This window comes from Comamonas serinivorans, from assembly GCF_002158865.1.
GTDB lineage: Bacteria > Pseudomonadota > Gammaproteobacteria > Burkholderiales > Burkholderiaceae_C > Comamonas_E > Comamonas_E serinivorans.
In genome coordinates this window covers 2,488,493-2,514,914 of the sequence record NZ_CP021455.1, presented here as the reverse complement: position 1 = coordinate 2,514,914, position 26,422 = coordinate 2,488,493, and the positions used below count along the sequence as shown (strand labels likewise).

Sequence of the window (26,422 nt, the reverse complement as noted above, 5' to 3'; positions counted from 1 at the left end):
CCATGAGCTGGAATCTGGACGAATCCCAAACCATGCTGCGCGACAGCGCGCGCAGCTTCGTGACCGAGCAACAACCGATTGCCGTGCTGCGCAAGCTGCGCGACACCGGCGACGCCCTGGGCTACAGCCCCGAGGCCTGGAAGACCTTCGCCGACCTGGGCTACGCCGGCATGCTGGTGCCCGAGGCCCAGGGCGGCCTGGGCCTGCAGCTGCGCGATGCGGCCCTGGTGGCCGAGCAACTGGGCCACACGCTGGCGCCGCTGCCTTACCTGTCCACCGCCGTGCTGGCGGCCTGGGTGCTGAACAAGGGTCAAAACCAGGCCCTGAAGGCGCAGTGGCTGCCCCGCATTGCGGCGGCTGACACGGTGCTGGCCGTGGCCATCGACGAAGCCGCCCGTCCAGGCGCCGCGCTGACCACCGTGGCGAAGAAGCAGGGCGATGGCTACGTGGTGACGGGCCACAAGCAGCTGGTCATCGACGGCCACGCCGCTGAGGCGCTGCTGGTGGCCGCGCGCGATGCCGACGACGCCAACAGCGTGGTCTGGCTGTGGGTGGCCCGCGATGCGCAAGGCGTGCAGACCGAGCGCGTGGCGATGCTGGACGCGCACCTGACCGCCCGTGTGCAACTGCAGAACGTGGCCGTGGCCGCCGATGGCGTGATTGCCAGCGGTCAGGCCGGGGCCCAGCTGCTGGCCAGCGTGCTGGACGTGGGGCGTTTGATGACCGCGGCCGAGCTGGTCGGCGTCGGCGACGAGGTCTTTGCCCGCACGCTGGAGTACCTCAAGCAGCGCAAGCAGTTCGGCAAGCTGATCGGTGAGTTCCAGGCCCTGCAGCACCGCGCGGCCGAGCTGTACTGCGACCTGGAGCTGTCGCGCGCCATGGTCTGGTCAGGCCTGCAGGCCGTGGACGAGCAGGCCGCCGACGCGCCGCTGCGCGTGGCGCAGGCCAAGGCCCGCGCCAGCCTGTCGACCAACCGCGCTGCGCTGGAAGGCGTGCAGATGCACGGCGGCATGGGCATGACCGACGAGCTGGACTTCGGCCTGTTCCTCAAGCGCGCCCGCGCATTGCAGGCCTTGTTTGGCGACGCGCACCAGATGCTGGACCGCATGGCCCAGCTCAAGGGCTACTGAGCATCAGCCCGCGGCAAGGGCCAGCCCCTTGGGCTGCCCGGCCGTTGCCAGCGCCTGGCAACCATTCAATGGGGTATACGCCTGTTGCCGATTTAAATTCAATGGCAGTGGATGTATACCCCATTCTCATGGGCTCAACTGAACGCGATGCCTGACGACCGTGGGACTCGCCCGGGATGGCCCGCCGGCGCACGGTGGCTGCCGCAGACGGCGGAGGTCGCGTGAGCGATGGTGAAGCGCCGCGTTCTTTCAACGTGCCGCGGAACACGATGCCCGGCACAGCGCGGAGGCCGTTCACGGCTGACGACGTTGCCGGCGGCGTGGTGGATGAGGGCGGCGAGCGGGCCGTGCCCACCGGCATGGCTGAACCGTCCCGGTGGCGCCGTTGGCTGCTGACCAGGCGGACAGTCAACGCCGACCCGAGGCCGGCGGGGTGAAGCCATCCATCCCCTGCGGACGGCGCCTGGCGCGTGGCAGACTGCGCGCTTGTCCGACCCTTTGCCACATCCCATGGAAACGATGCCGTTGCAGTTGACCGATCCCTCCAGCCTGCCCGCAGGGGCCTTGTCCGTGCTGCAATTCTGGTTGGGGGACGTGCCGCTGCGCGATGCCTCGGCGCTGGACAAGCGCCAGCTCTGGTTCACCCAATCCGATGCGGTGGACGCCGAGATCCGCCACCAGTTCGCCGACCTCGTGAACCAGGCCAAGGCCGGTGAGCTGGACGCCTGGGCGCAGTCGCCCGAGGGCACGCTGGCCCTGCTCATCCTGCTCGACCAGTTCACGCGCAACATCGGGCGCGGCACGCCCGACAGCTTTGCGGGCGACGCCAAGGCCCTGGCGCTGGCCAAGCTGGCGATCGCGCAGGGCGGTGACTCGCGCGTGCCACCCGTGGCGCGCATCTTTTTCTACCTGCCACTGGAGCATGCCGAAGACCTGGCGTGCCAGGACGCTGCCGTGGCGGCTTTCGCGCAGCTCACGCGGCAAGGCGATGCGGCGTCGCAGGGCTTTCTGGACATGACGCACGACTATGCGCTGCGGCACCGCGCCGTCATCGCCGAGTTCGGGCGCTTTCCGCACCGCAACGCCATCCTGGGGCGCGCCTCCACACCGGCCGAGCAGGCCTACCTGGCCCAGCCGGGCGCGGGTTTCTAGGCGGGCGCAGACCGTTCGCACTGGCGTGGCATGGGGCGCATCGGCGACATGGGCGCACACAGGTGCAAGACAGGTTGGGGAGTACGGCTCATTTCTTATTGCATGAGTATCGAAGACTGGGTCATACCCCTGGACTTCATGCACCTTGCAAATCGCAACAGAATGCGGCGCCGCTGTGGCACCATGCGCGCTTGTTTTTCGGGCTGTTGATGCCAGCACGCGCTCACCTCCAACATGACTTTTTCTGCTGCCCTCAAGCGCCTGTGGCCCCCGGTGGATCCCCAGGCGCCGCGCCGCCGCCGCTGGCTGCGCGCCCTGGTTCTGGCCATGCTGGCGGCGCTGGCCGCCCTGGTGCTCTACATCCTGGTGCTGATTCCGCTGACACCCAGCATCCACGACCTGCGCAACGCCAAGGTCGAGGTGCCGGCCAAGGTGCTGTTCGCCGACGGCAAGCTGCTGACGGAGTACAAGCGCTCCAACCGGGTCTGGGTCAAGCTCGATGAGGTCTCGCCCCATGTGGTGAACGCCCTGATCGCCACCGAGGACCACCGCTTTTACGACCACCATGGCATGGACCTGCGCCGCACGGCCGGCTCGGTGATCTGGACGCTGATGGGCCGGCCGCAGGGCGGCTCTACGCTCACGCAGCAGCTGGCACGCAACCTCTACCCCAAGGAAATCGGCCGCAGCCGCTCCATCCACCGCAAGCTGAAAGAGGCCATCACGGCCTTCAAGATCGAGGCGGTGTATTCCAAGGACGAGATCCTGGAGACCTACCTGAACACGGTGCCCTTCCTCTACAACGCCTACGGCATCGAGATGGCAGCGCGCACCTACTTCGACAAGCCCGCCAGCAAGCTCAGCCTGCTCGAATCGGCCACGCTGGTGGGCATGCTCAAGGGCACGGCCTACTACAACCCGGTGCTGAACCCCGAGCGCGCCACCAACCGCCGCAACACCGTGCTGGGCCAGATGGTCAAGCGCGACAAGCTGGCGCAGCCCGAGTACGACAAGCTGGCCAAGCGGCCGCTCAAGCTCGACTTCGAGCGTCAGCCCGAGCTGATGGGCCCGGCGCCGCACTTCGCGCAGCAGCTGCGCCAATGGCTGATCAACTGGGCCGACGCGAACGACTACGACCTGTACGCCGATGGCCTGGTCATCCACACCACGCTGGACTCGCGCCTGCAGACCTGGGCCAACCAGGCCGTGGCGCGCCAGGGCAAGCGCCTGCAGACCATCGCCGACCAGAACTGGGCCAAGGCGTGGGACGTCGACGGTGATCTGGTGCAAGGCCTGGTGCGCGAATCCGAGGCCTTCGCCAAGGCCAAGGCCGAGGGCGAAGACGCCGAGGCGGCCCTGGCCCGCCTCACGCACGACGCGGCGTTCATGCGCCAGCTCAAGACCGACAAGACCCGCATCCAGCTGGGCCTGTATGCGCAGGACCCCCGCAACGGCCACGTGCTGGCCTGGGTGGGCAGCCGCGGCTATGTGGACGATGCCTTCGACCACGTGGCCGCCGCCCGGCGCCAACCGGGTTCCACCTTCAAGCCCTTTGTGTACGGCGCAGCGCTGCAGGAAGGCCTGAAGCCCGGCGACACCTTCGTTGACGAAGCGGTGACGATTCCGCTGTCGGGCGGGCGTGTCTGGCAGCCGCGTGATGCCGGCGGCCCCACCGGCCAGACCATGACGCTGGCCGACGGTCTGGCCTATTCCAAGAACACCATCACCGCGCAGGTGATGAACCGGGTCGGCCCGGAACGCGTGGCCAGCCTGGCGCGTGCGCTGGGCGTGCGCGAAAGCGAGCTGGACCCGGTGCCCGCGCTGTCGCTGGGCACCAGCCCGGTGTCGCTGCAGGAGATGGTGCAGGCCTACGCCACGCTGGCCAATGCCGGCCAGTACCAGGCCATGATGGCCGTCACGCGCATCGCGACCCGTGACGGCGAGGTGCTGGCCGAGTTCGCCACGGCCAAGCCGGACCAGGCCTGGAACCCGGCGCTGAACAGCGAGCTGGTCGACATGATGCGCGGCGTGATCGACAAGGGCACGGGGCGCGCCATCCGCAGCCAGTGGGGCCTGCGCGGCAAGCTGGCGGGCAAGACCGGCACCACCCAGGGCAACGCCGACGGCTGGTTCATCCTCATGCAGCCGCAGATGGTGGTGGGGGCCTGGGCCGGCTTCAACGACCAGCGCATCACCCTGCGCAGCGACCGCTGGGGGCAGGGCGCGCAAAGCGCCTTGCCAGCCGTGGGCGACCTGATGGCCAGGGCCCAGGGCGCCGGTTTGCTGGACGCCAAACTCGACTTCCCGACCGGCCAGGGCGGCGGTGGCATTGCCGACTGGCTGGCCGAGCTGTTCGGCAAGCAACGGGGCGAGGGGAAAGGCAGTGAGGACGTGCCCGATTCCACCCCGGCGGCGCAGCGCCCACCGGCCGATCCGGCCCCCGTGGTGACCGACACCCAGCCTTGGCAGGGGCCTGCCTCGGGCGAATCCTCGGCCGGCATGAACGGAGCGCCCGGCATGGCGCCGCCGCCTGTGGCTTCGCCCACGCCGCTGCCACCCGGGCCGCCCGTGCAGACCACGCCACCGCCGCCGGGCACCGGCACGCCCGTGGGCACGCCGTTGAACAACGGCGGTTTTGCGCCACCCGTGATCGATTCCGGCAGCGGCGGGGCGGGGCGGGGCGCCCCGGTGGTCAACGACCCCTTGCCGCCCGAGTTCAGCGATGCCAGCCAGGTGCCCGACAGCACACCGGCCGCCACCGTGCGCGAGCTGCCACCGCTGGGCACGCGGCCCTGAGGCCCTCGCTACACTGATGGCCATGGCGACGCTGCACCTGCTTTCCAGCATTCGCATCCCCCCAGACATGGTGGGATAGCGGTTCGCTTGCAGCGTGAAGCCAGACAACCCACCCTGGAGGTGGGTTGTCCATGTCCAGGGGTCCTCAACCCACCTGGAGATGCCCATGACCCCTTTGACTCCATCCTCGGCCCCGTCGGCTTCGGCGAGCGCCGACGCCGCGCCGCGTCTGCCCGGCACGCTGTACCTGGTCTGCGGCAAGATCGCCGCCGGCAAGTCCACGCTGATGCAGCGGCTCGCCAGCCAACCGCCACCGTGCTGGTCAGCGAGGACGTGTGGCTCTCGCGCCTGTACCCGGGCGAGGTGAAGGCCATCGCGGACTACATGCGGTGCACCGGTCGGCTGCGGGCCGCGCTGGCCGATCACCTGGTGGCCGTGCTGCAGGCAGGGACCTCGGTGGTGCTGGACTTTCCGGCCAACACGCCCGCCTCCCGCGCCTGGATGCGCGGCCTGTTCAAGGCCGCGTCTGCGCCGCATGTGCTGCATCACCTCGACGTGAGCGACGAGGTCTGCAAGGCGCGCTTGCGCGCCCGCAACGCCGCGGGCGAACACCCGTTTCAGACCAGCGACGCCGAGTTCGACGCCATCACGCAGCACTTCACGCCGCCCGCCGACGAGGAGGGCTTTCACGTCGTCGTGCACGGTCGGTGAATAGGCGGAGCGCAATCCCCGCGGTGCGCCGCAGGCTGTTCACCCGGTTGAACGCTGCGCGTGAGTTGTGGTGACGCCGCTTGCTGTTTGCCGTGAACGCTGGCGCCGGGTGGATCATTGAACCCGCTGCGCCTGGGGTCGAGTAGAGCCAAACCATGAGCAAGTCATGGCTTGGCTGCACCACCCGGGCGAGGGCGTGTGGCCAGCGCATAAGGCCTGCACGGCGTCATGGGTGATGCCCGCTCACGCGCCAGGCGCCCAGCTCCGTCATCGCGGCACGTCAGGATGACGGCGGTCCACATCGAGGGGATGTTCACCGCGAAGCAGCGCATTGCTGAAAAGATTTGATGGCAGTATGCCGTCATTGCCGTTCATGAATGAACGACCACGGTGGCATACTGCCTTCATCAATCCTTGGGCCGGAAGTGGATGTCCAGCGGGTTGTGGTAGCGGCCGTTGTCTGACGGCAGCTTGTCGGCCTTGTCCAGCGCGTTGAGCACGGCCTTGTCGTAGGCGGCGCTGCCGCTCGACTTCTTGATGCGTCGGCTCGTGATGCTGCCATCGGCGCCGGTGCGCACCTCGACGATGGCCGTGGGGTTGCCGATGTTCTCGTTGAAGATGATGTGCGGCCGCACGGTGGCGGCCACCTTAGCCGAGTAGCCGGCCGACGGGCCGGCATCCTTGTCGGCGGTGGCCTTGCCCGCGGTCTTGCCGGATCCGCTGCCGCTGTTCTCCTTGCCGGCCAGGCCCATCATGCGGTCCATGGTGGCCTTGCGCGCAGCGGCTTCGGCCTTGGCGGCGTCTGCCTTCGCCTTGTCGGCTTTTTCCTTGTCGGCCTTGGCTTTCGCGTCGGCTTTCGCCTTGGCCTCGGCGGCGGCCTTGGCCTTGGCATCCGCCGCGGCTTTGGCCTTTTTCTCAGCCTCGTCCTTTTTGCGCTGCTCGGCCTCTTCGCGCTTGCGTTCCTCGGCTTCGCGTTTCTTGCGCTCGGCCTCGTCCTTCTTGCGCTGTTCGGCCTTTTTCTCGGCCTCATCCTTTTTGCGCTGCTCGGCTTCCTCGCGCTTGCGCTCGTCGGCTTCGCGTTTCTTGCGTTCGGCCTCGTCCTTCTTGCGCTGCTCGGCCTTTTTCTCGGCCTCATCCTTTTTGCGCTGTTCGGCTTGCTCGCGCTTGCGCTCGTCGGCTTCACGCTTCTTGCGTTCGGCCTCGTCTTGTTTGCGCTGTTCGGCCTTCTTCTCGGCTTCTTCGCGTTTGCGGGCCTCGGCTTCGCGTTTCTTGCGCTGGGCCAGGGCGATTTCGGCGTCGCGCTCGGCCTTGGCTTCAGCCGCCGCTGCAGCAGCGGCCGCCGCGGCGCGCTCGGCGGCGGCATCGGTACGCGGTGCAGGTGGCGGCGGGGGAGGCGGTGGCTCGGGCGCTGGGGCCGGCGGCGGCGCAGGTTCGGGCGCCGGGGCAGGCGGCGGTGCCGGTGGAGGGGGCGTGCGCGCGCCGCTGTCGGCACGCTGCACCTGCGGGCTCCACAGCTCGGCCTCGATGGCTTCCGGGGTCGCCTCGCGGCGCCAATGCACGCCCCACGTGAGGGCGCCGATCAAGACCAGGTGCACAAGCAGCGCCAGCCCCACGGCCTTGCCTGTGCCCTGTGGCGGATTCGGTGCAAAGGGATCGCGATCGGCGTCGAAGTCGGTCATTGTGAGGTGCGGGGCTTGCGGAGGTTGGATGCCAGTAAGGTCGGTTGCCGTTGGTGGGGTATCGAGCGGGGTTGGATACCGCCCGATGAGGGCTCACTTCTTGACGGTGAGGCCCACGCGTTCGACGCCCAGCTGCTGCAGCTCGCCCATGAGCTTCATCACCTCGTCGTACTTCATGTCCTTGTCGGCGGCCAGGGCCACGGGCAGTCCGGGCGTGGCGTCGATGGCGTCTTTGATCTGGGCCAGCAGCTGCGCTTGCGAGATGCCTTCCAGGCTTTCCTCGGCGTCCACCTTGTTGTTCTCGATGGTGCGCAGGTTGAGCTTGCCGTCGGCGGTCATCTCGACCTCCATGCGCTGCTCGGGCGGCTTGGCCGACTTGCCGGCACGCGGCACGTTGATGGTGCCGGTGGTGATCATGGGCGCCGTCACCATGAAGATGATGAGCAGCACCAGCATCACGTCGATGAAGGGCACCATGTTGATTTCGTTCATGGCGCGGCGGCCACGGCCGCGAGAGCTGACGCCTGGCATGTGCGGCTCCTCAGTGGCCCGAGGCCGACGATGCAGGCTGGGCGTGCACGCCCAGGTTGCGCTGCAGGATGTTGGAGAACTCTTCCATGAAGCTCTCCTGCTTGATGGCCAGGCGGTCGATCTGGCGTGCAAAGCGGTTGTAGGCCACCACGGCCGGGATGGCGGCGAACAGGCCGATGGCCGTGGCCACCAGCGCCTCGGCGATGCCGGGGGCCACGGTGGCCAGCGTCACCTGCTCCATGGCGCCCAGGCCGGTGAAGGCGTGCATGATGCCCCACACGGTGCCGAACAGGCCCACGTAGGGACTGACCGAGCCGGCCGAGGCCAGCAGCGACAGGCCGGACTCGGCGGTGTCCATCTCGCGCTGGTAGCTTGCGCGCATGGCGCGGCGGGCGCCGTCGAGCAGCGTGCTGGGGTCGGTGATGCGGCGCTCGCGCAGCTTCTGGTATTCGCGCATGCCGCTGGCGAAGATGTGCTCCATGGGGCCTGCGCTCTTGGCGTTCTGCGTGGCCGAGGCGTACAGCTCGTTCAGGCTGGTGCCCGACCAGAACTCCCGCTCGAACTCGTCGTTGAGGCTGTGCACGCGTTTGAGCGAGCCGAACTTGCGGAAGATGGCGGCCCAGCTGGCGACGGAGATCACCACCAGCAAAAGCACGACCAGCTGCACGACAAAGCTGGCGTGCAACAACAGGGTGACGATGGACAAGTCTTGGTTCATGGTTGAAGCTGCTCGAGAAGTTGTGCAGGCAGGCGGCCGGGCCGCATGCGTTGGAGATCGACCCAGCCCACGCGTGCCGTGGCTTCGCACAGCGCGGGTGCTTGCTCGGGTGACGGCGCATCGGCGGCCCGAATCAGCCGCTGGCGCACCACGAGCGATGCCTGCCCCGCGCTTTCGAGCTGGCAGGTCGCCAAAAGTTCATCGTCCAGGCGCGCTGGCCGGATGAAGCGGATCTGCATGTCCGACACGACGAAGCCGCCACCCAGCGCATCGCGCAGGTGTTGCTGGTGAATGCCGCGCGCGCGCAGCCATTCGGTGCGGGCGCGTTCGAAGAACTTCAGGTAGTTGGCGTGGTAGACGATGCCGCCCGCGTCTGTGTCTTCCCAGTAGATGCGCACGGGCAGGGTGAACAAGGCCTGCAAGGTGGTGGACGCGGCGGATGAAGCGGTGGACGGCGTCATGTCGGGGTCAGGCCAGCAGGGCTTTCAGGCGGTCGGCAGCGGTATGCAGCTGCGCCATCGAACTGGCCGTCGAGAAACGGATGTACTGCGCGGTTTCGTGCTGGCCGAAATCGCGCCCTGGCGTGATGGCCAGGTGGGCCCGCTGCATCACGGCTTCGGCAAAGTCCCAGCTGCCACTGACCCCCAGCTTGCGCGCGGCAGCCGTGCAGTCGGCCCAGGCGTAGAAGGCGCCATCGGGCTGCACCGGCACGTGCAGGCCGGCGGCTTCGAGTGCGGGCACGAAGAAGTCGCGCCGGGCCTTGAACTCGGCGCGGCGGCGTTCGTACTCGGCCAGGCTGTCGGGCTCGAAGCAGGCCAGGGCCGCGAACTGCGACACCGTGCTGGCGCAGATGAACAGGTGCTGGGCCAGCATCTCGACGGCGTTCACCAGGGATTCGGGCACCACCAGCCAGCCCAGGCGCCAGCCCGTCATGCAGAAGTACTTGCTGAAGCTGTTGATGCTGATGACGTTCTCGTCCAGCGCCAGCGCCGTCTGGCCGTAGCGCGGGTCGTGGGACAGGCCGAGGTAGATCTCGTCGACGAAGGTCACGCCGTTCCGGGCGCGCACCACGTCGTGGATGCGGCGCAGCTCGTCGGGCGCGATGGAGGTGCCCGTGGGGTTGCTGGGCGAGGCCAGCATCACGCCGCGCGTGCGCGGGCCCCAGGCGGCTTCAACCTTGTCGGCGCTGAGCTGAAAACGTTCGGCCGCCGTGGCCGGAATCATCACCGGTACGCCGTCGGCCGCCGCCACGAACTGGCGGTTGCAGGGGTAGCTGGGGTCGGGCATCAGCACCTCGTCGCCCGCGTCGATCAGCGCCAGGCAGGCCAGCTGCAGCGCGGCCGAGGCGCCGGCGGTGACCACGATGCGGCGCGCGGGCACCTGCACGCCAAAGCGCTGCGCATACCAGGCGCTGATGCGCTCGCGCAGCTCGGGCAGGCCGGGCGCCTGGGTGTACTGCGTGCGGCCGGCGCGAATGGCGCGCTCGGCCGCTTCCTGCACCAGCGGCGGCGCGGTGAAGTCCGGCTCGCCGATGTTCAGGTAAATCATGGGGGCATCGCCACCGGCCGAGGCGCGCGCCACCTCGGCGGCACGCTTGGCCATCTCCATGACGTAGAACGGTTCGATGCGCTGGGCGCGGCGGGCGAGGGTCAGGGACATGGGGTCAAATGGTGAACAGAAACCGCAAGGCCTTCAGGTGCGGGCCACGATGGGGTATGGGGCGAATGCCGTCGATTTTCACACGACTACCTCTTGATACACCTTGAGCAAGCGGTGTTGGGTCATCAGCCGCTCAGATGGGCATGCAACGCGGCCGCTCAGTGAAACTGGCAGCAAGCCGACCAGACGCCGGTTTGCGGGTGCCGGCCCAGGTAGACGATGCCGCCATCGACCCAGTTGAGGCCGGCCTGGCCGTCGCTGTCGATCTGCAGCACGTACCGGGGCTCCAGGGGCGAGCTGCACCACTCGCCGTCGGCATTGAGCTCGTACCGATAGAACTGCACCTCGTGCTGCAGGCTGGTCGCGTAACCGCCAATCTTGGTGCCACTGCGGCATTCGCCGTGGGCTTCGTCGGGAAACGTCGCCAGGCCCTCGGGCAAGACCATGTCGCCGTCGTCGTAGCAGGGGTGATCGTCCTGCGGCGCCTGCCAGCGCGCCTCGACACCCTGCGCGATCCAGGCGCGTTCGCGAAACGGCGGTTGCTCGCGCGCTGCCAGGCCCTCCAGGCTGGGGTAGGTGCGTATGGCGTAGGTGCCGGCTTCCGAGCCGCTTTCGATGAACTGCTCGCCCACGAACAGCTGCAGCAGCGCCAAGTCCTGCAAGGCGGCCGGGCGCCAGGGCGCCTGGGCCACGTTCAGCTGCGCGATGAACTGCATGGGCTGGCCAGCCAGGTCGACGGGCCAGTCCTCGTCGGCACGCATCACCGGGCTCAGGCCGAGGTGCGAGGCGGTGGGCTCGCCACCGGGACGAAAGCCGCCCACCTGCAGCACGCAGCAAGGGCGCGTGTTGGCGGCGCGCCAGGCGGTCAGCTCGGGCGAGGCAGCCAGAAAACCGGGGCTGAAGCTCAGGTGCGGGTCCAGGTTCGTCTCGTCTTCTTGCTGGCTCATGCTGCGCTTGTCGGTGACGGCGTTCGGTGGCGACGGGTTCAGCGTGGCCGGGGATCAGGCGCGGCGGTTGCGGTCGTTGTCGACCTCGGCCTGGCGCACCTTGGGGGCGATGGTGTTGAGCACGCCGTTCACGTACTTGTGGCCATCGGTGCCACCGAAGGACTTGGCCAGCTCCACGCACTCGTTGATGACCACGCGCCACGGTACGTCCAGGCAATGCAGCATTTCGTAGGCGCCAATCCACATCACGGCGCGCTCGACGGGCGAGATCTCGCCCAGGGGACGGTCCAGGTGGGGCGCGATGAGGGCGTCGAGGTCGGCCGACTCGTCGGTGCAGCCATGCAGCAACGCGTCGAAGTGGGCGGCATCGGCCTTGTTGAAGCCGCTCAGGTCACGGGTGAAGGTGTCGATGCCGGCCACGTCGTCGGCACCCACGAGGTGCTGGTACAGCGCCTGCACGGCGAACTCGCGGGCGCGCGTGCGGGCCGACTTGGTGGCGGCCTTGCGCAGGCCATCGCCCGCGGCCTTGGTCTTGCGCCCGTCGGGCTGGGGCACGGCCTGGGCTTCGCCAGCCGCGATGGCGCGGGCCAGGGCGTCCAGGGGTTCGTCGGGACTCTCGGGCGGCGTGGTGGGGTTGCCGGTGTTCATGCGGACTCTCCTGCACGCGTGCCACGGCCGGCACCCGGCCATTGGCGCAGGTGCTGCACCATCTCGACCACGACCTGCGCCGCGTCGCGGCCCTTGTCGACCTGACGGGCCACGGCCTGGGCCATGTCTTCGGTGGTGAGGATGGCGTTGGCGATGGGCAGGTGGTGGTCCAGGCCCACGCGGGTGACGCCGGCGCCCGATTCGTTGGCAACCAGCTCGAAGTGGTAGGTCTCGCCGCGGATGATGCAGCCCAGTGCCACCAATGCGTCGAAGCGGCCGGTGTGCGCCATGGCCTGCAGGGCCAGGGGCACCTCGAGCGCGCCGGGCACGGTGATGTGGGTGATGTCGTCGGGCTTGACGCCCAGGCGGTTCAACTCGGCCAGGCAGCTGTCGGCCAGTGTGCCGGTCACGCCTTCGTTGAAGCGCGCCTGCACGATGCCGATGCGCATGCCACTGCCGTTGAGCGGGCCGGCTTGCCCTTTGTCTGCACCTTGCATGCTCGTTTCCTGTCGTGTCTCACGCCCGCGTCACAGGCGGGCGTGTGCTGATAAAAATGGAGTATGCCCAGTTCGCCGTCATCGAATGAACGGCAAACCAGCCATACCCCTCATTCTTTGGCGATGTAGCCCGTCACTTCCAGGCCGTAGCCGGTCATGCTGGGCAGGCGGCGCGGCGTGCCCATGAGCTGCATGCGCTGCACGCCGCAGTCGCGCAGGATCTGGGCGCCCACGCCGTAGGTGCGCAGGTCCATGCGCCCACGGGCGGGGGCATGGGCGGTCTGCGACTGGCCGGCGAACTGGGCCAGCAGCTGTTCGCCCGATTCGCCGCAGTTCAGCAGCACAGCCACGCCGAAGCCATGCCGGGCGATGTGCTGCAGGCTGGTGTCCAGGCCCCACGAATGCATGGCGCGGTTGACCTCGAGCGCGTCGAGCACCGACAACGGTTCGTGCACGCGCACGGGCACGTCCTGCTCGGGCTGCCATTGGCCCTTGACCAGCGCCAGGTGCACCGAGCCGCTGGGCGTGTCGCGGTAGGCGTGGGCGGTGAACTCGCCCCACGGCGTGGTCAGCGGCCGCGTGCTGACCTGCTGGATCAGCGATTCGGTGCGGCTGCGGAATTCGATCAGCGAGGCGATGGTCCCGATCTTGAGGCCATGCTCGGCCGCGAACAGCTGCAGGTCGGGCAGACGGGCCATGGTGCCGTCTTCCTTCATGATTTCGCAGATCACCGAGGCGGGGCTGCAGCCTGCCATGGCGGCTAGGTCGCAACCGGCTTCGGTGTGGCCGGCGCGCATCAGCACGCCGCCCTTCACGGCGCGGATGGGGAACACGTGGCCGGGCTGGACGATGGCTTCGCGGCCGCGCTTGGCATCGACCGCGACCTGGATGGTGAGCGCGCGGTCGGCGGCCGAGATGCCGGTGGTCACGCCTTCGGCGGCCTCGATGGACACCGTGAAATTGGTCGAGAACTGCGTGCCGTTGTTGGCCGTCATGGGCAGCAGGCCGAGCTGGTCGCAGCGCTCGCCCGAAAGCGTGAGGCAGATCAGGCCGCGGCCGAACTTGGCCATGAAGTTGATCGCTTCGGGCGTGACGTGGTCGGCGGCCAGCATCAAGTCGCCTTCGTTCTCGCGGTCTTCCTCGTCCACCAGCACCACCATGCGGCCGGCCTTGAGCTCGGCGACGATGTCTTCGATGGGCGAAATGGCGACGGGTTGGATGGCTGAAGTGCTCATGGGGGTCCAGGGAACGAGGAGGTAAGCGGGCCCGCGCCTTGCGACATCGGGAGGCATCAGGCCCGGTGGATCAAGGCATGGGGGCGGCCGGCTGGCGGACGGTGGGTGACGCTCAGGCCTGCGGGGCGGCCGGGCGCGCGAGTTCGGGGGCCACCTGCAGCATGCGCTCGACATAGCGCGCCACGGTGTCGATTTCGAGGTTCACGCGGCTGCCGGCCTTCAAGGTGCCCAGCTGGGTGTGCTGCACGGTGTGGGGGATGAGGTTGATCTGCACCTCGCAGCCGTCGTCCAGGTCGCGCACCGCATTCACCGTGAGGCTGGCGCCATTCACGACGATGGAGCCCTTGTAGGCCAGGAAGCGGGCCAGCGCGACCGGCGCCACGATGCGCAGGTCCCAGCTTTCGCCCACCGGCGCGAAGTGCGCCACCTCGCCCATGCCGTCCACGTGGCCGCTGACGATGTGGCCGCCCAGGCGGTCGTTGGCGCGCAGTGCTTTTTCGAGGTTGACGGCACCGGGCTGGTCCAGCCCCGTGGTGCGCGACAGCGACTCGAGGGAGATGTCGACCGTGAACCGGGCTTGGTCGGCGTCGAAGCTGGTCACCGTCATGCAGGCGCCGTTGAGGGCGATGCTGTCGCCCAGCCCCACGTCGGCGAGGTAGTCCGGCGGCGTCTCGATGGTGAGGCGTTTGCCATGCGCCGCGCTGGCGCCGAGGTCATGGACGGCGGTGATGCGCCCCACTGCGGTGATGATGCCTGTGAACATAGGCCGCGATTCTCGCAGATGTGGTGCCGAAATTCGGTCACGCGGCGCGCCGACCATGCGCCGACCATGCGGCGTCGTCGGGTGCCGTGGCCGCCACGGCAAGCGATGGTCAGCGCCGACGCAGCAGGGCGTGGCGCAGCAGCCGTGCGGCGCGGTCGCGGATGCGGAACGGCGAGTGACCACGCAGCGGGCGGTTCTTGGCCCGTTCGCAGGCGTTGAGGAAGTCGCGCAGGATGGGGTTGGGGTCCAGGGTGGGTTCGCTGATGGAGCCGAACTCGGGGTGCCACTGGGTGGCGGCGATGAAGGCCTGGCCACGGATGAAGCGGCGCCGGATCGCTTCGGGAATCTGATCGGGCACGCTCCAGGCCTCCACCGAAAAGTCGGGCGCCACCTGCTTGATGCCCTGGTGGTGGATGCTGTTGACGCGTGCCCGCGCCACACCCGGGTACAGCAGCGACAGGTGCGAGCCGCGCACCAGGTCGATGTCGTGGAAGTGGTGGTCATAGGTCTCGGCGTTGCGGTGCACCAGGGCGCCGGGCACCTGGGTGCTGATGTCCTGGTACAGCGTGCCGCCAAACGCCACGTTGATGAGCTGAAGCCCGCGGCAGACGCCGAAGATGGGCTTGCCGGCCTGGGCGAAGGCTTCGACCACGGCCAGGTCGTACAGGTCGCGCACGCGGTCGCCCATCCAGGCCGCCTGCAGCGGCTCCTCGCCATAGCTGCCGGGCCACACGTCGGCCCCGCCGTGCATGACGACGCCGTCCAGCCAGTCGGCGTAGTGGGCCAGCGACACGTCGCCGCGCGCGGTTTCACCCGTGGGGCAGGGCACCATCACCACCATGGCGCCGGCGGACATCAGCCAGTGCGCGATCGACTGCTCCACGTATTGAAGCGTCTTGCCCTTGAACAGGGGGCGCTCCGGGTCGGCGTGTTGAAAGCAGGCCGAGAGGCCGATCTTCAGGCGTTGCGAGGCAGGACGTGACATGGCGGGCGGCGGGCGGATTCAGGGCGACGAGGTGTAACAGGGCCATTCAAAGCCAAAGGCGCGGCCGACACAAGGGCGGCGCACCGGTCTGGCGGCTTCACGGTGTGGAGTATTCCTCACGCAGCTGAGTTCCTGAATCGGAAAAGCAAGGATACTGAAAGAAATGGGAACAACTCGTTGCACTCGCGGTGTTGCGGCGGCGCCAATGCGCGGGTCCAGGCGCCCGCGCGGCGTGCGGGCCTGAATCGCCCGTCCGGTGCGTCAACCCGGCCAGCGGCCGCCAGTGCAACGCGGGATGTCCGCCAGGTCGTGGCGCGATTGCACGTCGACGAAGCCCGCGGCCCGCAGCAGGGCCTGCACCGCCTCGTGCTGGTCCCAGCCGTGCTCCAGCAGCAGCCAGCCGCCGCGGGCGAGCCACGCCGGCGCGCCCGCCACGATGGTGCGGATGTCGTCCAAGCCGTCTGCGCCGCTGGTGAGGGCCTGGCGCGGCTCGTGGCGCAACGCGGGCAGGTGCACATCGTCCTCGCGGATGTAGGGCGGGTTGCTCACGATGCAGTCGAAACGTGCCGGGGTAGGTGGCTTGGCCGCCGCTTCGGCGCCGGCGTGCCTGTCCCCCAGGGCGTCGTACCAGCTGCCATGCAACAGCCGCACCGGCAGGCCCAGGCGCTCGGCGTTGGCGCGCGCCACGGCGAGGGCCTCGGCGCTGGCGTCCACGGCGGTGACCTCGACGTCCAGCGGCCCAGGGGCGGCGCGCGGCGCGTCAGGCGCACGGGCCGCAAAAGGTTCAGTGCTGGGGGTGCTCGCCGGGGCCATCGCATGCGCAATGGCCAGGGCGATGGCCCCGCTGCCCGTGCCCAGGTCGAGCACGCGGGGCGCCGGCCGGCCGGGCCGGGTGCGCAGCACGTCAAGCGCCCAGTCGACCAGGACCTCGGTGTCGGGCCGGGGGTCCAGCACGCGCGCATCGACCTGCAGCTGCAGGCCATGAAACGCCTTGTGGCCGACGAGGTAGGCCACCGGTTGGCCTTGCAGGCGCGCGGCGCACAGCCGTTGCCAGTGCTCGGCCTGGTCGGGGCTCAAGGGGGTGTCGTCGTGCGTGATGAGCCAGGCACGCGCATGCGTGGGCTGGCCCATGACGTGCAACAGCAGCATCTGGGCGTCCACCCGCGCCAGGCCGATCTGGCTGGCCTGCGCCAGGGCGTGGGCGACGTCAAGGAGCGGGGTCATGGTCAAGTCATCCAGGTGTTTGGGGTATGCATCTGCTCTCGTTGCTGTTGAATCGGGTGCTGCTTCATACTGCTCAAGTCGGTGTGGCACCACTCAGCGATGCGGAGCGGCCACGAAGGGCCGGGTTTGCAGCAGCAGCACCTGCTGGTCGTCGTCGGTCAGCGCCCACTCGATGTCTTGCGCTTGGCCGCCAAAGCGGCGTTCGATGGCCTGGCCCACGCTGGCCAGGCGTTTGACGCGCGCATCGCTGAGCACGCGGCGCTCGCCGGTGAGCGGCACCTCGCGCAGGCCGCCGCCCGGGGCCAGTTGCAAGCGGGTGGCTTCGCCGGACTGGCTCAGCAGCTGCACGGCGCCGCTGCGCCCGACGTACAGCACCTGCTCGGCCACCCGTTGGCCTTCGACCACGCGGATGCCCAGGCCGCGCTTGGCGGCGATGAAGGTGGCGTGCGGCGTGCGGCCGACGGGGTCGCGCGTGACCAGCACGCCCGAGGCCTGGGCGTCCACGGCGGTCTGCACCAGCACGGCCATCACCACGTCGCCGGGCGCCAGGCCGGCAGCCTGGCGGGCTTCCCAGGCCTCGAAATTGAACACCGAGGCCCAGACCTTGCGCACCGCGTCGGTCAAGGCGGCCTCGCCGCGCACATGGGGGACGGTGGTGTACAGGCCCGCGCCACTGAAGTGCGCCAGGTCTTCCGAGCTGGACGAGCTGCGCACGAACACGCCCGCGCCGCGCAGCTGCGTGGCCCAGCGCGATTGCCAGTCGCGCACCAGGGCGGCGTCCACGGGCATGGCCTCGATCTGCGCGCGCAAGCCGGCCAGCGCCTGGCGGCGCACGCCGGCATCGGTGGCAAAGCCGGGTTGCTGCGCCATGCGCGCCACGCGCTGCGGCAGGCCGAACGCCTGCATGGCGCGCTCATAGGCGCCAAACGGGATGCAAAACCCGTCGGGCACCGCGGTGCCGGCGATGCGGGCCGCGCGCACCTCACCCAGGTTGGCGGCCTTGGCCCCGCATTGCCGGCTGTCGGCGCGGCGCAGCGTGGCCAGCGGCCGGATGGCGGTGGACCGCAGGTCAAGCACCGCGCTCGGGCGGGTGCGGCTGGCGTGGGATGCGGTCACCGCCGGGCGCCGGCTGGCCTGCTCGCGTTCGGCCGGCGTGGCGGCGCGCACCGTGTGCGCGTGGTCGCCCACGCTGAGGTGCACCCACTGGCCGTCCAGGGCGCGCAGCTGCGCGCTGGCCGCGTGCACGTAGGCGTTGGGAATGCCCCAGCCCTTGGCCAGCAGGTTGACGTGCGAGAGCAGGGTGGACGGGCGCTCGGTGATCACGCCGGCCACGGGCGGCAGGGCCAGCGGCACCTCGCGCAGCACCACGATGTCCTGCGGCCCCAGGTCGCGGGCCTGGTCCACGCGGTCGACCAGGCGCAGCCGGCCCACGGCCTGGCCGGTGTTCAAGGGCAGGTAGCCCTGCTGGCCGATCAGCTGCGCCTGGGTGACGGCGGCCAGACCCGCGTCGTGGGCCACCTGCTCGTGCCGCGTGGCGTTGGCCTTGAACCGCAGCGGGGCGAAAAAGTGGCGGCCCAGCTGCGTGGCGGTGGTGCGCAGCAGCTGCGGCGTGAGCTGGTCGCCTTCCCAGAACTCGTAGACGAAGCCCTGAACCTGCGGCTGCCAGCTCAGCGTGCCCAGGATGAAGCGGCGGTCGGCGGCGCGGTAGTTGCGGTTGAGCGCGGCCTTGCCGCCCCGCAACAGGCCCGTTTCGCGCAGGAAGCGCTCGTGCAGCTGAAACCGCGGGGTGTCGACGAACAGCACGCGGGGCGCCGCGCCGGGCGCGCCGCCCTGGTCGATGACGAAGAGCACATGGGGCTGCGCGAGCGGTGTGCCTGCCCCGTACACGCGGGCCAGGCGGTCGAACTCGGCGCGGCTGCTCAGGCGCAAGGCATGCGTGGGGCGCACGGTGCCATTCGCCGACGAGGACGAGGTTGCGGCGGGCATGGGCGCGCCGTCGTAGGCGGAGGGCTTGCGGGCCAGTTGGGCCGAGGCGCTGGGGCAGGCCAGGCTCAGCGCGGCCACCAGCAGCGCGGCGGGTTGGATCGGCATGCGGTATGGAGGGGAATCCGTTCACCCTTGAACGAGGGGGCGAGCATACCGCGGGCAATGGGGGTGGTCGGGGATGCCCAGCCCGACTGGGCGTCTTCAGGATGATTGCCGACTTGGGCGACAGCGAGCGGGCGCAAGTGGACACCGCAGCGTGTGCGCAGCGGCCAAGGCGGGGCATGGCGCCCACCGAGGTTGCAGCTGACCGGCTGGCGGCTCGCGCTGCCCCCGGTAGGCGTGGCGGCTGGCGGCGGTGTGGGCCGTTGGCCGCTTGTTGGCGATCTTCTCGGGTGCGCTGGCGATGTCGGCGAGGGGCCTGGTCGATTTGCCGGGTACGCCAAGCTTCTGCATGGGGTATGACCGCATGTCCGTTTGACATGCATCGAGCAGGGCTGGATACCTGATCTTGCACATCGCGCCCGATGCCGCTCAAGCGCCGGGCGTCAGGCCGGCCCCTCGGGCAGACCTGCGCGGGCTCAGCCGCCGTTCGCGTCCAGCTCCGCCAATTGCTCGGCCTCGCGCGCGGCTTGCAGCGCGTCCAGCACGTCACCCAGGTCGCCCTCCATGACCAGGGCCAGCTTGTACAGCGTGAGGTTGATGCGGTGGTCCGTGAGGCGGCCTTGCGGAAAGTTGTAGGTGCGGATGCGGTCGCTGCGGTCGCCCGAGCCGATCAGGCCCTTGCGCTCAGCGGCTTCCTTGGCGGCGCGCTCGCTGCGCTCTTTTTCCTCCAGCCGCGCTTGCAGCACGCGCAGGGCCTGGGCCTTGTTGCTGTGCTGGCTGCGGCCGTCCTGGCATTCGGCCACGATGCCGGTGGGCAGGTGCACCACGCGCACGGCCGAGTCGGTCTTGTTGATGTGCTGGCCGCCGGCACCACTGGCGCGGAAGGTGTCGATGCGCAGGTCCGCCGGGTTGAGTGTGATGGCCTGGCGCTCGTCGGGCTCGGGCATCACGGCCACGGTGCAGGCGCTGGTGTGGATGCGGCCTTGCGATTCGGTGGCCGGCACGCGCTGCACGCGGTGGCCGCCCGATTCGAAGCGCAGCCGGCCGTAGGCGCCCGTGGCCAGCGGGCCTTCGCCGGCCTGGCCCTCGATGCGCAGCACGATTTCCTTGTAGCCGCCCAGCTCGGCCGGCGACTCCGACAGCACTTCCACGCGCCAGCCGGTGCTTTCGGCATGGCGCGTGTACATGCGCACCAGGTCGCCCGCGAACAGGGCGGACTCGTCCCCGCCGGTGCCGGCGCGGATCTCGACGAAGGCGTTGCGCGCGTCGTCCGGGTCCTTGGGCAGCAGCATGCGCTGCAGCTGGGTGGCCAGCTCGGCCAGCTCCGCCTCGCAGGCGGCGATTTCCTCGCGCGCCATCTCGGCCAGCTCGGGGTCAGCGGCCATCTCGCGCGCCGCGGCCAGGTCGGCCTCGCGCTGGCGGTGGCGCGCGTAGCGCTCGGCCACGGCGGCGACTTCGGTGTGCTCGCGCGAGAGCTTGAGGAATTGCGTCATGTCGGCCATCACGTCTTCGCGCGACAGCAGGAAGTCGAGCTCGCCCAGGCGGTCGGTGTGGCGTTCCAGCTGGTGGATGAGGGAGGGTTTGAGCGTCGTCATGGGTGCGCCAGAAAGGGGCTGTGCCAGGTCAGGTGGAAAGTAACCGCGCAGCGTTTGCACAAGGTGACGGGGTATGGCGCGCTTCCCGATCATGTCTCAACGGGAGGTTGGGGATACCCCTGCAAGAGGTGTCGCCGCGCAGCAGGGCAGGCCTGGGGCGGTGAGGGCGGCGGAGGGCGCCGCTAACGCTTGTTGCGCAGGAACAGCTGCTGCACGGCGTCCAGCGTCTGCGTGCGGCGCTCGCCCTCGGCATTCAGGCCGGCCATGGCGCCGTGCAGCATTTTCTGCGTCAGGCCGCGGGCCAGCGACTCGAGCACGGCGTCCAGCTCCTCGCCCTTGGCCAGGCGCTTGCGGGCACGGGCCAGCTCGGCCTCGCGCCAGGCATCGGTCTGCGCATGCAGCTCGCGGATCACGCCCACCGAGCCCTGGGCGGGGTCGCGCTGATCGAGCCAGCGCATGAAGCCTTGCACGCCTTCGTCGATGATGGCTTCGGCCTCGTCCACGGCGGCCTGGCGGCTGGCCTTGCCGCTTTGCACCACGCTGGCCAGGTCGTCCACGGTGTAGAGGTAGGCATCGCCCAGGTCCTTGACCTCGGGTTCGATGTCGCGCGGCACCGCCAGGTCGACCATGAACATGGGGCGGTTGCGGCGCTTCTTGAGGGCGCGCTCGACCGCGCCCAGGCCGATGATGGGCAGGGTGGATGCGGTGCAGCTGATGACAGCGTCGAATTCGTGCAGGCGCTCGGGCAGCTCGGCCAGCGTCATCACGCGGGCGCCGAGCCGGGCGGCCAGCTGCTCGCCGCGTGCCTGGGTGCGGTTGGCGATCACCATCTGGGCCGGCTGACGGGCGGCGAAGTGGGTGGCGACGAGCTCGATCATCTCGCCCGCGCCCACGAACAGCACGCGGATCTGGCGCAGGTCTTCGAACAGCTGCCCTGCCAGCCGCACGGCCGCGGCGGCCATGCTGATGGAATGCGCGCCGATTTCGGTGGACGAGCGCACCTGCTTGGCGACGGCGAAGCTGCGCTGGAACAGCTGGTTCAAGGTGGTGCCCAGGGCGCCCGCCTGTTCGGCCGCACGCACCGCATCCTTGAGCTGCCCCAGGATCTGGGCCTCGCCCAGGACCATGGAGTCCAGGCCCGAGGCCACGCGGAAGGCGTGACGCGCGGCCTGGTCGTTGGCCAGCACATAGGTGTGGGCGCGCAGGGCCTCGGCGGGCACGTCGCCGGCGCGGGCCAGCCACTGCAGCGTGTGGTCGACGTGCGGCGTCTCGGCGGCGCAGTAGACCTCGGTGCGGTTGCAGGTGGAGACGATGGCGGCTTCGGGGTGCTGGGGGAAGGCCGCGCGCAGGCCCTTGAGCGCCGGCGCCATTTGGTCGAGCGCAAACGCGAAGCGGCCCCGCAAATCGAGCGGGGCCGTGTTGTGGTTCAGCCCTAATGTCCAGACGGCCATGAGGGCGATTATAAATTTGTTGCCTTTTGCAGCGCGGCCGGCGGTGACAGCGACGTTGGATGTCGGGTTTTTGCCGGTGGGCCATGCACACCACGTGGGCCGGGAGTAGGGCGTCGCTTTGCCACCGGGGCATGCTTGGCCGTTGCGGAACGTTCGGTTCACGGCCTGACGTGATGCTGACACCAACCGGACCGTTGCCGGCTTGTTGGACCGCATTCCCGCGCGCGGTTGGCCACGCTGGTGGCCAGCGCCTCGTCCTTGCCCCACACCGTGCCGCCCAGGCCATAGGGGCTGGCGTTGGCGCGCTCGACCACCTCGTCGATCGAGTCGTGGCGATGGCGATGCGGCTATCCAAATACTGGCGGGCGCGCACACCGGGACTGCGGAACGAGGCGGTTGTCATGCTAAGCGCAGGCGACATGGCCACGGTCTCGTCCCAGAAGTTCAGCTGGCTGATCGCAGCAGATCTATCAGGCTGGCACTGCTCTGCTGGCCAACCTGTGCCTGCCGATCGCCAGCACGGTGCCAGGCGCGAGAACCCCCATGGTCATGCAGTAAAGTGCGCGCCGGCTCCTGTGTCGGCAGGGGTCTGAACCTCGCACCCGTGACCGCCGTGTACCTGCTCAACCACCTGTTCAACTTCATCGCGCCCGCGCTGTGGCTGGCGGTGTTCCTGCCGGGCGTGTGCCGTCTGCTCTGGCGTGGGGCGCCGGCGCGGCTGTCGCTGGTCGAGCAGATGGGTGTGCAGTTGGTGGTGGGCGTGCTGGTGTTGCTGGCCGGCCTGGTGGTGTTGGGACGCGATGGCGCGATGCTGACCTACGCGATGTTGGTGGCGCTGGCGGCCGTGGGCCAGTGGCTGATGCAGCGCTGACGCACCGCCTTGGTGCTCAGGCGCGCAAGACCCTGCGAATTCACGGACAATCGCCGGCTCTTCTGTCCGAACTGCAGACCTCGCCATGCCTCAAACCCTTTCCATGCGCCAAGTGCTGATCTGTGGCGCGCTGGTCGTCACCCTCGCCATGGGGGTGCGCCACGGTTTCGGCATGTGGCTGCAGCCCATCACCCAGGCCAACGGCTGGAGCCGCGAGACCTTCTCGTTCGCGCTGGCGGTGCAGAACCTGTGCTGGGGGCTGGCGGGCATCGTCATGGGCATGATGGCCGATCGCTTCGGGGCCTTCCGCGTCATCGTGGGCTGCTCGCTGCTGTATGCGCTGGGCCTGTATGGCATGGCGCACGCCAGCACGCCGCTGGGCTTCACGCTGATGACGGGGGTGCTGATCGGGGTGGCGCAGGCGGGCACCACCTACGCGGTGGTGTACGGCGTGATCGGCCGCAACGTGCCAGCCGATAAGCGATCTTGGGCCATGGGGGTCGCGGCAGCGGCCGGCTCATTCGGGCAGTTCCTCATGGTGCCGGTCGAGCAGCGCCTCATCGAGGCGTTTGGCTGGCAGCAAGCCCTGGTGATGCTGGCCGCCGCGCTGCTGCTGGCCATCCCCATTGCCTGGGGCCTGCGCGAGAAGCAGTTCCAGGGCGCTGGTGCGGTCCCGCGTGATCAGACGGCCGGCGAGGCCATGCGCGAGGCCTTGAGCCAGCGCAACTTCTGCATGCTGGTGGCCGGTTACTTCGTCTGCGGCTTCCAGGTCGTGTTCATCGGCGTGCACATGCCCAGCTACATCCGCGACCTGGGCATGTCGCCCAGCGTGGCCACCTGGTCGCTCGCGCTGATCGGGCTGTTCAACGTGTTCGGCACCTACCTCGCGGGCTCGCTGGGCCAGCGCTACTCGCGCACCGGCATCCTGGCCGCCATCTACGGCCTGCGCAGCCTGGTCATCGTCGTCTTCCTGCTGACGCCGCCATCACCGATGGCGGTCTACGTCTTCTCGGCCGTGATGGGCGTGCTGTGGCTGTCCACGGTGCCGCCCACCAATGCCGTGGTGGCCAACATCTTTGGCGTGGCGCACCTGTCCATGCTCAGCGGCATCGTGTTCTTCAGCCACCAGATCGGCTCTTTCCTTGGTGTGTGGCTGGGCGGCTACCTGTACGACCGCACCGGCAGCTACGACGTGGTCTGGTACATCGCCATCGGCCTGGGCGTGATGGCGGCGCTCATCAACCTGCCGATTCGCGAAACCGCGCTGGTGCGGGCACCGCGTGCTGGGCAGGTGGCGGCATGAGCACCCGCAGCTTCTCCGGCGCATGGCCCCCGTTCGACCGGGGGACCAGGCCATGAGGCGCCTGGCCTGGCGCCCGCTGCTGGTCTGGCTGGCCGTGGCGGCCGTGCTCGCCCTGGTGCTGGCGGCCTACGCGGCGCCGGGCCTCATGGTGGCGGTGGCGGACCAGGTCTGGTCGTGCTTCTGACCCTTTGTTGCACATCGCCCGCAGGCGAAGGGGCCCGACACCAGGGCGGCCTCTGCCGGAAAAATCACCCAACACGCTCTAGAATGCGCGTTTCATTTGAGACCTGAAGGCACCATTTTTATGGCACGCATTACCGGCAGCATCGTGGCCATCGCAACCCCCATGCGCGACGACGGCGCAGTGGATTACGACACGCTGCGAAAGCTGGTGGACTGGCACATCGCAGAAGGCACCGACTGCATCGGCGTTGTGGGCACCACGGGCGAATCGCCCACCGTGACGGTGGAAGAGCATGTGGAGATCATCCGCGTCGCCGTGGAGCAGGCCGCCAAGAACGCGCGCCAGGTGCCCATCCTGGCCGGCTGCGGCGCCAACTCCACCGCCGAGGCCATCGAGCTGGCCCAGCACGCCAAGAAGGTGGGCGCGCACGCGCAGCTGCAGGTCGTGCCCTACTACAACAAGCCGACGCAAGAAGGCATGTACCGCCATTTCCGCGCCATCGCCGAAGCCGTGGGCGATCTGCCCATGATGCTGTACAACGTGCCGGGCCGCTCGTCGGCGGACCTGCTGCACGACACCGTGCTGCGCCTGGCGCAGGTCGACGGCATCACCGGCATCAAGGAAGCGACCGGCAACCTCGAGCGTGCGCAGTGGCTGATCCGGGAAGTGCCCGAGCACTTCAGCGTCTATTCGGGCGACGATCCCACCGCGGTGTTCCTGATGCTGGCGGGCGGCCAGGGCAACGTCAGCGTGACGGCCAACGTGGCACCGCGCCAGATGAGCGCGCTGTGCAAGGCCGCCGTGGCCCAGGACGCCCGGGCCGCCATGGCGCTGCAGATGGAACTTCTGCCGCTGCACAAGGCTCTGTTCGTCGAAGCCAACCCCATCGCCGTGAAGTGGGCCATGGCCCGCCTGGGCCTGTGTGGCGGGCACATCCGCCTGCCCATGACGCCCCTGTCGGCCGAGCAGCAGCCCGTGGTCGAGGCGGCGCTCAAGGCCTGCGGCCTGCTCTGACACGGCATCACGCGGCGCTTGAATCCAAAATCGTATAGGGGTATGCCTGCACTTGCGTTCAATGCTGAACGACAGCCTTGGCATACTGGTCTTAGCACCGCTTTGATGGGCCGCAGCCTGCTGGCCCGTCGTGATAGGAACCTCTGGTGAAACACACATTTCTCCTGACATGGACTGCAACGGCCGCCTGCCTGGCGCTGTCTGCCTGCTCGGTCCTGGAAACCGACAAGATCGATTACAAGAGTGCCGGCAAGGGCGTGTCGCTCGAGGTGCCCCCTGACCTGACGCAGCTGGCTGCCGCCAACCGCTACCAGATGCCCGGCGGCAACGTCACCGCCAGCGGTTACGAAAGCGCCCAGCGGGCTCAGGCGGCGTCGCCCAACACCACGGCGGCCATGGCGGTGGGCGACGTGCGCATGGAACGCCTGGGTGGCGAGCGCTGGCTGGTCATCGACCGGCCGGCCGACAAGCTGTGGCAACCCGTGCGCGACTTCTGGCAGGAGAACGGCTTCCTGCTGGCCGTGGACGAGCCCCGCATCGGCATCATGGAAACCGACTGGGCCGAGAACCGCGCCAAGTTGCCGCAGGACATCATCCGCTCGACCATCGGCAAGGTGTTCGATCAGCTCTATTCGACCGGCGAGCGCGACAAGTTCCGCACGCGCATGGAGTCGAGCAATGGCAAGACCGAGGTCTTCATCACCCACCGCGGCATGGTCGAGGAATACACCAGCCAGACCAAGGATTCCACGCAGTGGCAACCGCGCCCGGCCGACCACGAGCTGGAAGCCGAATTCCTGCGTCGCCTGATGGTCAAGCTGGGCGTGAGCGAAGAGCAGTCCAAGGCCGTCGTGGCAGCCGGGGGCGTGCAGCCCGCGGCCCGTGTGGCCGAGCAGAACGGCACGCCCGTGGTGCAGGTCGACGACGACTTCGACCGTGCCTGGCGCCGCGTGGGCCTGGCCCTGGACCGCACGGGCTTCACCGTGGAAGACCGCGACCGCAGCCAGGGCATCTACTTCGTGCGCTACCTGCCGCCGGACCCCAACCGCAAGGAAGCCGGCTTCTTTGGCCGCCTGTTCGGCAGCACGCCCAAGGCCGCCGAGGCACTCAAGTACCAGGTGCGCGTGACCTCCACCGGCGGTCAGAGCGTGGTGCGTGTGCTCAAGGGCGACGGCACGCCCGAGTCCTCGGACAACGCGCGCCGCATCGCCCAGCTGCTGGCCGACGACCTGAAGTGATCC

At 69.1% G+C, this 26,422-nt stretch carries 24 protein-coding genes and 1 pseudogene; 9 read left to right on the top strand and 16 right to left on the bottom strand.

From position 1 onward, the window contains the following. The first annotated feature begins 2 nt into the window (after positions 1–2). The 4 genes and pseudogenes from CCO03_RS10680 to CCO03_RS10665 all read left to right on the top strand — a co-directional run bounded on the left by CCO03_RS10680 (position 3) and on the right by CCO03_RS10665 (position 5,789). Positions 3–1,130: an acyl-CoA dehydrogenase family protein gene (locus CCO03_RS10680; protein WP_087280899.1), complete on the top strand. Its 1,128-nt coding sequence runs from the start codon at positions 3–5 to the stop codon at positions 1,128–1,130. Positions 1,131–1,649: 519 nt separating this feature from the next. Then, entirely contained in the window at positions 1,650–2,282 is a 633-nt protein-coding gene (locus CCO03_RS10675; protein WP_087284549.1) for a DUF924 family protein, read from the top strand. A 234-nt stretch (positions 2,283–2,516) separates the two neighbouring features. Continuing rightward, entirely contained in the window at positions 2,517–5,078 is a 2,562-nt protein-coding gene (locus CCO03_RS10670; protein ID WP_087280897.1) for a penicillin-binding protein 1A, read from the top strand. Between the two features lie 166 nt (positions 5,079–5,244). Beyond that, positions 5,245–5,789: pseudogene (locus tag CCO03_RS10665) on the top strand (P-loop nucleotide/nucleoside kinase family protein). A 407-nt stretch (positions 5,790–6,196) separates the two neighbouring features. Here CCO03_RS10665 and tolA read toward each other — a convergent pair. The 16 genes from tolA to CCO03_RS19750 all read right to left on the bottom strand — a co-directional run bounded on the left by tolA (position 6,197) and on the right by CCO03_RS19750 (position 22,123). Continuing rightward, a complete protein-coding gene (gene tolA / locus CCO03_RS10660) occupies positions 6,197–7,468 on the bottom strand; it encodes a cell envelope integrity protein TolA (RefSeq protein WP_087280895.1) in 1,272 nt (423 codons plus the stop codon). A gap of 93 nt (positions 7,469–7,561) precedes the next feature. After that, the gene (locus CCO03_RS10655) at positions 7,562–7,960 is read right to left on the bottom strand and encodes an ExbD/TolR family protein (RefSeq protein ID WP_236903773.1); all 399 of its coding nucleotides are present in this window, start codon (positions 7,958–7,960) and stop codon (positions 7,562–7,564) included. A gap of 49 nt (positions 7,961–8,009) precedes the next feature. Continuing rightward, the gene (gene tolQ, locus CCO03_RS10650) at positions 8,010–8,717 is read right to left on the bottom strand and encodes a protein TolQ (RefSeq protein ID WP_087280890.1); all 708 of its coding nucleotides are present in this window, start codon (positions 8,715–8,717) and stop codon (positions 8,010–8,012) included. After that, on the bottom strand, positions 8,714–9,178 hold the full coding sequence (locus CCO03_RS10645; protein WP_087280888.1) for a YbgC/FadM family acyl-CoA thioesterase: 465 nt from the start codon (positions 9,176–9,178) through the stop codon (positions 8,714–8,716). The genes tolQ and CCO03_RS10645 overlap by 4 nt, the downstream gene beginning before the upstream one ends. A 7-nt stretch (positions 9,179–9,185) precedes the next feature. Further along, positions 9,186–10,376, bottom strand: a complete 1,191-nt coding sequence (locus CCO03_RS10640; RefSeq protein WP_418236017.1) for a pyridoxal phosphate-dependent aminotransferase — start codon at positions 10,374–10,376, stop codon at positions 9,186–9,188. Positions 10,377–10,534: 158 nt separating this feature from the next. Further along, on the bottom strand, positions 10,535–11,323 hold the full coding sequence (locus CCO03_RS10635) for a DUF1963 domain-containing protein (protein WP_087280886.1): 789 nt from the start codon (positions 11,321–11,323) through the stop codon (positions 10,535–10,537). A gap of 54 nt (positions 11,324–11,377) precedes the next feature. Beyond that, positions 11,378–11,971, bottom strand: a complete 594-nt coding sequence (gene nusB, locus CCO03_RS10630; RefSeq protein WP_087280884.1) for a transcription antitermination factor NusB — start codon at positions 11,969–11,971, stop codon at positions 11,378–11,380. Beyond that, a complete protein-coding gene (ribH, locus tag CCO03_RS10625; RefSeq protein WP_087280882.1) occupies positions 11,968–12,468 on the bottom strand; it encodes a 6,7-dimethyl-8-ribityllumazine synthase in 501 nt (166 codons plus the stop codon). Before ribH ends, nusB begins: the two co-directional genes overlap by 4 nt. A gap of 110 nt (positions 12,469–12,578) precedes the next feature. Beyond that, positions 12,579–13,703 carry a bifunctional 3,4-dihydroxy-2-butanone-4-phosphate synthase/GTP cyclohydrolase II gene (gene ribBA, locus CCO03_RS10620; RefSeq protein WP_087280880.1) on the bottom strand — a complete coding sequence of 375 codons (1,125 nt, stop codon included), beginning with the start codon at positions 13,701–13,703 and terminating at the stop codon, positions 12,579–12,581. 112 nt (positions 13,704–13,815) lie between these two features. Then, positions 13,816–14,466, bottom strand: a complete 651-nt coding sequence (locus CCO03_RS10615) for a riboflavin synthase (RefSeq protein WP_087280877.1) — start codon at positions 14,464–14,466, stop codon at positions 13,816–13,818. A 109-nt stretch (positions 14,467–14,575) separates the two neighbouring features. Next, positions 14,576–15,451, bottom strand: coding sequence for a gamma-glutamyl-gamma-aminobutyrate hydrolase family protein (locus tag CCO03_RS10610; RefSeq protein WP_087280875.1), 876 nt, complete (start codon positions 15,449–15,451; stop codon positions 14,576–14,578). A 261-nt stretch (positions 15,452–15,712) separates the two neighbouring features. After that, positions 15,713–16,675 (bottom strand): peptide chain release factor N(5)-glutamine methyltransferase, encoded by a 963-nt coding sequence (gene prmC, locus CCO03_RS10605; protein WP_087284545.1) that lies wholly within the window; start codon positions 16,673–16,675, stop codon positions 15,713–15,715. A gap of 93 nt (positions 16,676–16,768) precedes the next feature. Continuing rightward, positions 16,769–18,766: a PEP/pyruvate-binding domain-containing protein gene (locus CCO03_RS10600; RefSeq protein ID WP_087280873.1), complete on the bottom strand. Its 1,998-nt coding sequence runs from the start codon at positions 18,764–18,766 to the stop codon at positions 16,769–16,771. 473 nt (positions 18,767–19,239) lie between these two features. Beyond that, the gene (gene prfA, locus CCO03_RS10595) at positions 19,240–20,358 is read right to left on the bottom strand and encodes a peptide chain release factor 1 (RefSeq protein ID WP_087280871.1); all 1,119 of its coding nucleotides are present in this window, start codon (positions 20,356–20,358) and stop codon (positions 19,240–19,242) included. Positions 20,359–20,540: 182 nt separating this feature from the next. Continuing rightward, positions 20,541–21,809, bottom strand: coding sequence for a glutamyl-tRNA reductase (hemA, locus tag CCO03_RS10590; protein ID WP_087280869.1), 1,269 nt, complete (start codon positions 21,807–21,809; stop codon positions 20,541–20,543). Between the two features lie 158 nt (positions 21,810–21,967). Continuing rightward, entirely contained in the window at positions 21,968–22,123 is a 156-nt protein-coding gene (locus tag CCO03_RS19750; protein WP_236903772.1) for a hypothetical protein, read from the bottom strand. A 290-nt stretch (positions 22,124–22,413) separates the two neighbouring features. Here CCO03_RS19750 and CCO03_RS10585 point away from each other — a divergent pair, with 290 nt between their 5' ends. The 5 genes from CCO03_RS10585 (at position 22,414) to bamC (ending at position 26,419) form a co-directional block, all read left to right on the top strand. After that, the gene (locus CCO03_RS10585; RefSeq protein ID WP_087280867.1) at positions 22,414–22,680 is read left to right on the top strand and encodes a hypothetical protein; all 267 of its coding nucleotides are present in this window, start codon (positions 22,414–22,416) and stop codon (positions 22,678–22,680) included. 85 nt (positions 22,681–22,765) lie between these two features. Next, positions 22,766–23,983, top strand: a complete 1,218-nt coding sequence (locus CCO03_RS10580; RefSeq protein ID WP_087280865.1) for an MFS transporter — start codon at positions 22,766–22,768, stop codon at positions 23,981–23,983. A 52-nt stretch (positions 23,984–24,035) separates the two neighbouring features. After that, the gene (locus tag CCO03_RS20600; protein WP_257789714.1) at positions 24,036–24,167 is read left to right on the top strand and encodes a hypothetical protein; all 132 of its coding nucleotides are present in this window, start codon (positions 24,036–24,038) and stop codon (positions 24,165–24,167) included. 120 nt (positions 24,168–24,287) lie between these two features. Then, entirely contained in the window at positions 24,288–25,181 is an 894-nt protein-coding gene (gene dapA, locus CCO03_RS10575; RefSeq protein ID WP_087280863.1) for a 4-hydroxy-tetrahydrodipicolinate synthase, read from the top strand. Positions 25,182–25,327: 146 nt separating this feature from the next. After that, the gene (bamC, locus tag CCO03_RS10570; RefSeq protein ID WP_236903771.1) at positions 25,328–26,419 is read left to right on the top strand and encodes an outer membrane protein assembly factor BamC; all 1,092 of its coding nucleotides are present in this window, start codon (positions 25,328–25,330) and stop codon (positions 26,417–26,419) included. Positions 26,420–26,422 lie beyond the last annotated feature (3 nt).